8 protein-coding genes are annotated in these 6,921 nt (G+C 58.6%); all 8 read left to right on the forward strand.

Annotation, left to right across the window (positions count from 1 at the left end):
- Positions 1-151 precede the first annotated feature (151 nt).
- Complete coding sequence (locus Q0894_RS15675; protein ID WP_299237092.1) at positions 152-466, forward strand: hypothetical protein; 315 nt, start codon at positions 152-154, stop codon at positions 464-466.
- 16 nt (positions 467-482) lie between these two features.
- Positions 483-761, forward strand: a complete 279-nt coding sequence (locus tag Q0894_RS15680; protein WP_299237094.1) for a hypothetical protein — start codon at positions 483-485, stop codon at positions 759-761.
- A gap of 172 nt (positions 762-933) precedes the next feature.
- Positions 934-3,324, forward strand: a complete 2,391-nt coding sequence (locus Q0894_RS15685; RefSeq protein ID WP_299237096.1) for a DNA/RNA helicase domain-containing protein — start codon at positions 934-936, stop codon at positions 3,322-3,324.
- Between the two features lie 107 nt (positions 3,325-3,431).
- On the forward strand, positions 3,432-3,788 hold the full coding sequence (locus tag Q0894_RS15690) for a nucleotide pyrophosphohydrolase (protein WP_043527825.1): 357 nt from the start codon (positions 3,432-3,434) through the stop codon (positions 3,786-3,788).
- Positions 3,789-4,023: 235 nt separating this feature from the next.
- Positions 4,024-4,785 (forward strand): type IV toxin-antitoxin system AbiEi family antitoxin domain-containing protein, encoded by a 762-nt coding sequence (locus tag Q0894_RS15695; RefSeq protein WP_299237099.1) that lies wholly within the window; start codon positions 4,024-4,026, stop codon positions 4,783-4,785.
- Entirely contained in the window at positions 4,775-5,701 is a 927-nt protein-coding gene (locus tag Q0894_RS15700) for a nucleotidyl transferase AbiEii/AbiGii toxin family protein (protein ID WP_299237100.1), read from the forward strand. The genes Q0894_RS15695 and Q0894_RS15700 overlap by 11 nt, the downstream gene beginning before the upstream one ends.
- Before the next feature lie 186 nt (positions 5,702-5,887).
- Entirely contained in the window at positions 5,888-6,679 is a 792-nt protein-coding gene (locus Q0894_RS15705; RefSeq protein ID WP_299237103.1) for a radical SAM protein, read from the forward strand.
- 20 nt (positions 6,680-6,699) lie between these two features.
- Positions 6,700-6,921 (forward strand): DUF6375 family protein (locus tag Q0894_RS15710; RefSeq protein ID WP_299237105.1); only part of this gene is annotated, 222 nt, incomplete at its 3' end.

The following is a 6,921-nucleotide window of genomic DNA, read 5'->3' on the forward strand; positions in this document are numbered from 1 at the left end:
TTCTTGCTCATGATCAGGGTCTCCTGGTCGGTCTGATCAGAGCTTAGCGCCTGGTCCGAATTTCGGGGGCCACTTCAAAGAGGGGCGAGATATGATGCGAGGTCCCAAGTCCTGCAAGTTATCGGTTCGGCTGACTCGGCAGGAGCAGGAGTTGATCACAGAGCGTGCCGCCTATGAGGGGTTTCCGAATCGCACTCGTTGGGCTTCGGCTCTGATTCGGGCGACGCTGCTACGTCAGCCGGTCATGAACGAAGAAGAGCGCTCGGCCTTGATCCAAGCATCTTTCGCACTGACCGACGTCATTGAAAATGCTGGCGGTACCCAGCTGGGTTTGCCTCGCATGCGGATTAAGGATCAGGGCCAGGGAGAAATCAGCATCAGGGAGCTACAAGACAGAGTGCGGGAGGTTAATGAGCGCGTAATGGCACTGGTCTCCAGTGGGCTCAAGCGTTGGAATCTGGTGTGAGCATAGGAGAATGGAAATGCCGAGATATAGCTTCAAGGTCGATCCGTGCCCTCCGGAGGAAGGCTATGGCTGGGTCCTAAGGTACTTTGAGGATGATTGGGAGATTCCAGGATACGAGGTGTTTGCTGCACCTCACGCTGTTGGATGGATGAAGAGAGTCGAGTACGAGAACGCCAAGTTTGCCGGAGAGCTATGGGTTGAAGAGATGATCGCGACATATGGCGGGGATTCAGGAGGTCGTCCAGAAAGCGAGTCGGATACTACGCAGTTGAGTTTCAAACTCGATGAATGGTAAGTGCCGCGCCAGGACCGCAGCCTGCCTCGGCCAGGATGGCTCCCCATGCCCGCTGTGGCTGGCACATGAGCTTCAGGTGATGTTATAGCAGCCAGTAGCGTGCATAATTATACGGTGCATGTATATTGAATTATGTATAACTACTTGTTTGTAAAAAGGAATTTTGTGGGGAATGTTGGTCTACAACGCCACTAAGCAGCAGTTCATCGACGATGTACGAGCCAACGTCATCACCGACGCCATCGAGAACGAGGTGGCACGCAGACTGAACCGCAACTCGCCGCGCAGTGAGGTGACGTCGTGGGAGAACTCACTGCGCTTCATGATGAGCGTTCTGCTCGACGAGGGCATTCCCGCATCGGCGGGAGTGGCCATCGAGTACAACATTCCGCTGACCAATCGCCGTGTGGACTTCATCCTGACCGGCAAGAACCACCAGCGGGACGATGCAGCGGTCATCGTTGAGCTGAAACAGTGGCAGTCCGTCGAGGTGACGAAGAAGGATGCCATCGTTCGCACCCAGCTGGGCGGCGGCGTGCGTGAGACCAACCATCCGTCGTATCAGGCGTGGTCCTATGGCGCGCTGATCGAGGACTACAACGAGACGGTACGCTCCGAGTCAATCCGCCTGGTGCCTTGCGCCTACCTGCACAACATGAAGCAGGGGCACGCCATCAATGATCCCTTCTACGAGCACCACACAAGCCGTGCGCCGGTCTTCATCTCGCAGGATGCCCTGAAGCTCTCGAAGTTTCTCAGCCAGCACATCAAGTACGGCGACAGCAATGACATCATGTATCGCATCGAGCACGGTGTGATCAAGCCGAGCAAGAACCTGGCGGATGCCCTGGCCTCGATGATGCAAGGCAACGCCGAGTTCCTAATGATCGACGACCAGAAGCTGGTCTATGAAACCGCCATCGATCTTGCGCATCGCGCAGGCAGCGGCAACAAGCAGTGCCTGATCGTCAAGGGCGGACCGGGCACCGGCAAGTCGGTGGTGGCCATCAACCTGCTGGTGGAGCTGACGAAGCGCGAGATGATGACGCAGTACGTTTCGCGCAATTCGGCCCCGCGTGAGGTCTTCAAGAAGAAACTGACCGGCACGCGCAAGAAGACCCACATCGACAACCTGTTCAAGGGCTCGGGCAGCTACGTCAACGCCGAGCCAGATACCTTCCATGCGCTGATCGTCGACGAGGCGCACCGCCTGAACGAGAAATCGGGCATGTATCAGAACCTGGGCGAGAGCCAGATCAAGGAGGTGATCGCCGCGTCACGCTTCTCGATCTTCTTCATCGATGAGGCGCAGCGTGTGACGCTGAAGGACGTGGGGACGGTCGAGGAGGTCAGGCGGCGGGCAGCCGAGGGCGGCGCCGATGTCCACGAACTTGAGCTGGCGTCACAGTTTCGCTGCAACGGCTCGGATGGCTATCTGGCCTGGCTCGATCACGCCCTTCAGATTCGTACCACGGCCCATACCGACCTTGAGGATATCGACTACGACTTCCAGGTGTTCGATGACCCGAGTGTCATGCGTCAGGCGATTCTTGACAAGAACCGCAAAGCCAACAAGGCACGCATGGTGGCGGGATACTGCTGGCCCTGGGCCAGCAAGAAGGACAGGCACGCCATGGATATTGTGTTTCCCGAGTATGACTTTGCGGCCCAGTGGAACCTCGATGACGACGGCATGCTGTGGGCGATCGCCGATGGATCAGCAGAGCAGGTCGGTTGTATCCACACTTGCCAAGGGCTCGAGTTCGACTACGTTGGCGTCATCATCGGCGATGACTTCGTGATTCGTGATGGTCGCGTGGTGACGGACGCGGCCAAGCGCGCAGGGCAGGATCGCTCGGTGCATGGCTACAAGAAACTGCTCAAGGAGCAGCCCGAGCATGCCCGTGCCCTGGCCGACCAGATCATCAAGAACACCTATCGCACCTTGATGACGAGGGGCCAGAAGGGCTGTTACGTCTATGCCACGGACCCCGAGACCCGTGAGTACTTCGCGGCCTTCGCTCGTTCACAGGCAGCCACCGAGCATACTGATCTGGCTGAAGAGGCCGAGACGCTAGATGGCCTGCACCTTCCCATCGTGACGCGTGACCAGGCCGCGCCATTCGAGCGCCATGTGCCCGTGTACGATTTGAGCATCGCCGCCGGCGAGTTCAGCGAGATGCAGATCGCCGACGCCGAGCATTGGGTCGAGCTGCCGGACTTCATGCGGGCGAGCCCCGACCTTTTCGTCAGTCGGGTAGTGGGGGAGTCGATGAACCGACGCATCCCCAATGGCGCCTGGTGCCTGTTCCGTGCCAACCCCGGCGGCACCCGGCAAGGCAAGGTCGTCGTGGTGCAGCATCGCGCCATCGAAGACCCTGACCACGGCGGCAGCTTCACGGTGAAGCTGTATCAGAGCGAGAAGGTCGAGGAGTATGGCGAGTTCGTGAACCAGCGCATCGTGCTTAAGCCCCAGACCAACGCCTTCGGCTACAAGGACATCGTGCTCGAGGACGAGCTTGAGGACCTGAAGGTCATCGGCGAATTTCTTTCCGTGCTGTGAGCAAACAGGCGGCCCGATAGCCGCCTATGCCGATGTTGGCTGGATAGCGAGCGGCAGAGCAGGCATGCTCACCGCTATCCGATACCGCAGAACCAGGTGAGCCCTAGATGTCAGATCCGTTCAAGCAGCTCCGTGACGCCATGGACCAGTTCGCCACCGAGCGCGACTGGGACCAGTTCCACTCGCCCAAGAACCTGGCCATGGCGCTGACGGTGGAGGCAGCTGAACTGCAGGAGTGCTTCCAGTGGCTGACCGAGGCGCAGTCCAGGGAGCTGGATGAGCAGCAACTGGCCGCCGTGCGCGATGAAATTGCCGATGTTCAGCTCTACCTGATCCGGCTGGCGGGCAAGCTGGACGTGGATATTGAAGCGGCATGCCGGGCGAAGATGGAGAAGAATGCGGAGAAATATCCCGCCGACCAGGTGAAGGGAAGTGCGAAAAAATACACGCACTATCAGGATTGACGTGATGTGTGGCCGCTTTGTCCCCCTGCAGCGGCCTTCTCAGCCTGGCCTCGTCCCTCAAGCTTCCTCCCGCTGAATTCGGCTCAAGCAGGGCCGGAGACTCAGTCTTTGGTTTAAATTTTGTTCTATAAGCGGCCATTAATGGCGATTTTGGGTTTGAAGATAAACCAGCGTGGTTTATTCTTCACTCTGAAGACGGAATTGAAGGCCGCTTTTTGACGTGAAAATAAACCAGTTGCTGCACAAGATCCCGTATGGCGCCGTTGTGACGACCGCCTGGCTGGCGTCACACGGCGTCACCTCGGATCAGGCGCGTAAGCTGGCCGGCAGTGGCTGGCTGCAACGCGTGGGGTACGGCGCCTACTGCCAAGCGGGGGAGCCTATTACCTGGGAGAGCGCTGTTTTCGCCTTACAGGCGAGCGACGACACGGGCTTACCACCGCTTTGGCCGGGTGGCCAGACGGCCCTGGCACTGCATGGCTTTGCCCACTATCTGCCCATGGGGGAGAGCACAACGCACCTGTATGGCAAGGAAGCCGTTCGGCTGCCCCGGTGGTTGAGTGATGCCGATTGGGTAGGGCGGATGGTGCTTCACTCTGAAAAGGGTCTGCCAGTGCAGCTTCCCGGTAGCTTCACTGACTACGCGCCGGATAGCAGGGCCTTCAGCTTGCAGGTATCGACCCCCGAGCGAGCGGTCCTGGAGTGGATCGCCGTGACGCCGAACGAGCTGCTGTTCAACAGTGAACTGGTCGACACCTTCGGTGGGCTCAATACGCTACGCCCGCGCCGGCTGCAGGCATTGCTGGAGGGGTGCCGTTCGGTGAGAACGAAGCGTGCCTTCCTGGTGCTGGCTCGCCACGCCGGGCATGCCTGGTACGGTCGTCTGGAACCACGTCGACTGGATCTCGGCAAAGGCAAGCGGCAGCTCTACCAGGGCGGCAAGCTGGACAGGGAATATCACGTGACGGTGCCGGAGGCGTTCCTGCATGCCGATTGAAGCTCGCTACCATGAACAGGTCAGGCTGTTGGTTTCGCTGCTGCCTTTCCTCAATGACGAGCCGTGCTTTGCCCTGAAGGGCGGTACGGCCATCAACCTCTTCGTGCAGCCATTACCCCGTCTATCGGTCGACATCGACCTGGCCTACCTGCCGCTGGAGCCCCGAGACGAGGCGCTGCGACGCTGTCGCGATGCGCTGAAGCGACTGGCAGAGACTTTCAGCGCCCGACTGCCAGGCGTGCGAGCCGAGCTCCAGGATAATCGCCGAGACGAGCTGAGAATCCTGGTGCGCCGAGGGCGTAGCCAGGTGAAGGTGGAGGTATCGCCAGTACTGCGTGGCACTCTGCACCCGCCCCAGGAGCGCGGTGTCGTTGAAGCCGTTGAGGACGAGTACGGCTTTGCGGCGGTGCAGGTGGTGTCGCTGCCGGACCTGTATGGCGGCAAGATCTGCGCCGCGCTCGACCGCCAGCACCCCCGGGACCTTTTCGATGTAAAGCTGCTGCTGAACCAGGGCGGCCTGGATCGAAGCGTGTTCGAAGGCTTCCTGGTCTATCTGCTGGGGCATCCCAGGCCCTTGAATGAAGTGATCAATCCGCGACTGAAACCACTGGATAACGTCTACCGACAGGAGTTTGTCGGGATGGCCAGGGCTGATATCCCGTTGCAACAGCTCGAGGACGTACGGCACGATCTTCTGACGCGGCTGGGCCAGCTAATGACGGATGAAGACGTTCGCTTCCTTCTGTCCTTCAAGCAGGGGACGCCTGACTGGGCGCTACTTCCGCTGCAGGGCGTTGATCGGCTGCCTGCCGTGCGCTGGAAGCTCGCTAACATCCAGAAGATGGGGGCTGACAAGCATCGTCAGTCTCTGGAGCTGTTGGAACAGGTTTTGGGCCGGCTGCAGATAGGCGCTTAGCGACGAGCACCAACGTCTGCCTCGATAGCCTCAATGTGTTAGAAAACAAATTCAAGGTAAAACTGCTTTCGGTAACAATGCCTTATGAAGTCCAGAATTAGCCCAAACGGGGTGCATCTTTTCGATCGACATTCAGGTCTGAATATCCTGCTAGACGAGTTGTGCCCGGAAGAGTCGGTTTGGTCGATGTCCCCCCGCCAGGTATCCATTGCACTCACCAATGTTTGCGACCTTCACTGCGCGTACTGCTACGCGCCGAAGCACAAAGCGTCGCTGCATACTGACCAAGTGCTCGGCTGGTTGAAAGAACTGGATGCTGAGGGGTGCCTAGGCATCGGATTTGGTGGCGGCGAACCCACGCTGCATCCTGACTTCGTCGACATATGCAAACGAGCTGCGGGAGAGACTCAGCTCGCGGTCACATTCACGACTCATGGTCATCGCCTGACGCCACGGTTGGTCGAGCGCCTCAAGGGCTCGATCCATTTCACACGCATTAGCGTTGACGGGTTAGGTCGCACCTATGAAGAACAGCGCGGGAAGCAGTTTGCCAGCCTGCTCCGAGGCATTGAATCGATTGCGACCTTGTCGCCCTTTGGGATCAACGTTGTGGTAAACAAGCGCACAGTTTCTGAACTTGACGCGATAAGCGAGCTCGCGCAAAAGGTTGGAGCTAGTGAATTGCTGTTGCTTCCTCAGCAAGCAACCACCACGGTAGCAAGCATGGATGGAGTGGTCGGCCGAGCTCTTCAGGATTGGGTCTCTAGCTACAGAGGCAAGGTTCGCCTTGCGGTCAGTGAGGTGGGGGCGTCAGAACTGCCTACGTGCGATCCACTTCCCGATGAGCGAGGCCTTCAGTCCTATGCGCATATAGACGCGTCCGGAGTGCTTCGCGAGAGTTCGTTCTCGCCCGCCGGCGCGAAGATTGGAGATGTCGGCGTTCTGTGGGCGCTTAAGCAACTCAGAAATACCGTCTAGATCAAACGAGAGGTCCAATCATGAAGATTTGGAACGGATATGGCTCTGAGCACTCGATGAATCTGGTTCTCATCGGGAGGTTCAAGCGAGCGAAAGACGCAGAGAATATTGAAAAGAATATCGACAGACTTAGCGGTCAGGCCTCCAAAGATGACAGCCACTCTATGAAGTGGTCCCCATCCTTCGGACCACCTGACAAGTCAGCTAAGCTCGGATCGGGACATCATCGGCGTCAGGCCGCC

Source organism: uncultured Halomonas sp., from assembly GCF_947501415.1.
Lineage (GTDB): Bacteria > Pseudomonadota > Gammaproteobacteria > Pseudomonadales > Halomonadaceae > Halomonas.

Excerpts from the sequence above, each read along its gene's own strand:
- Q0894_RS15680 (WP_299237094.1), top strand. The coding sequence starts at position 483 with ATGCCGAGATATAGCTTCAAGGTCGATCCGTGCCCTCCGGAGGAAGGC.
- Q0894_RS15685 (WP_299237096.1), top strand. The coding sequence starts at position 934 with ATGTTGGTCTACAACGCCACTAAGCAGCAGTTCATCGACGATGTACGA.
- Q0894_RS15690 (WP_043527825.1), top strand. The coding sequence starts at position 3,432 with ATGTCAGATCCGTTCAAGCAGCTCCGTGACGCCATGGACCAGTTCGCC.
- Q0894_RS15700 (WP_299237100.1), top strand. The coding sequence starts at position 4,775 with ATGCCGATTGAAGCTCGCTACCATGAACAGGTCAGGCTGTTGGTTTCG.
- Q0894_RS15705 (WP_299237103.1), top strand. The coding sequence starts at position 5,888 with ATGTCCCCCCGCCAGGTATCCATTGCACTCACCAATGTTTGCGACCTT.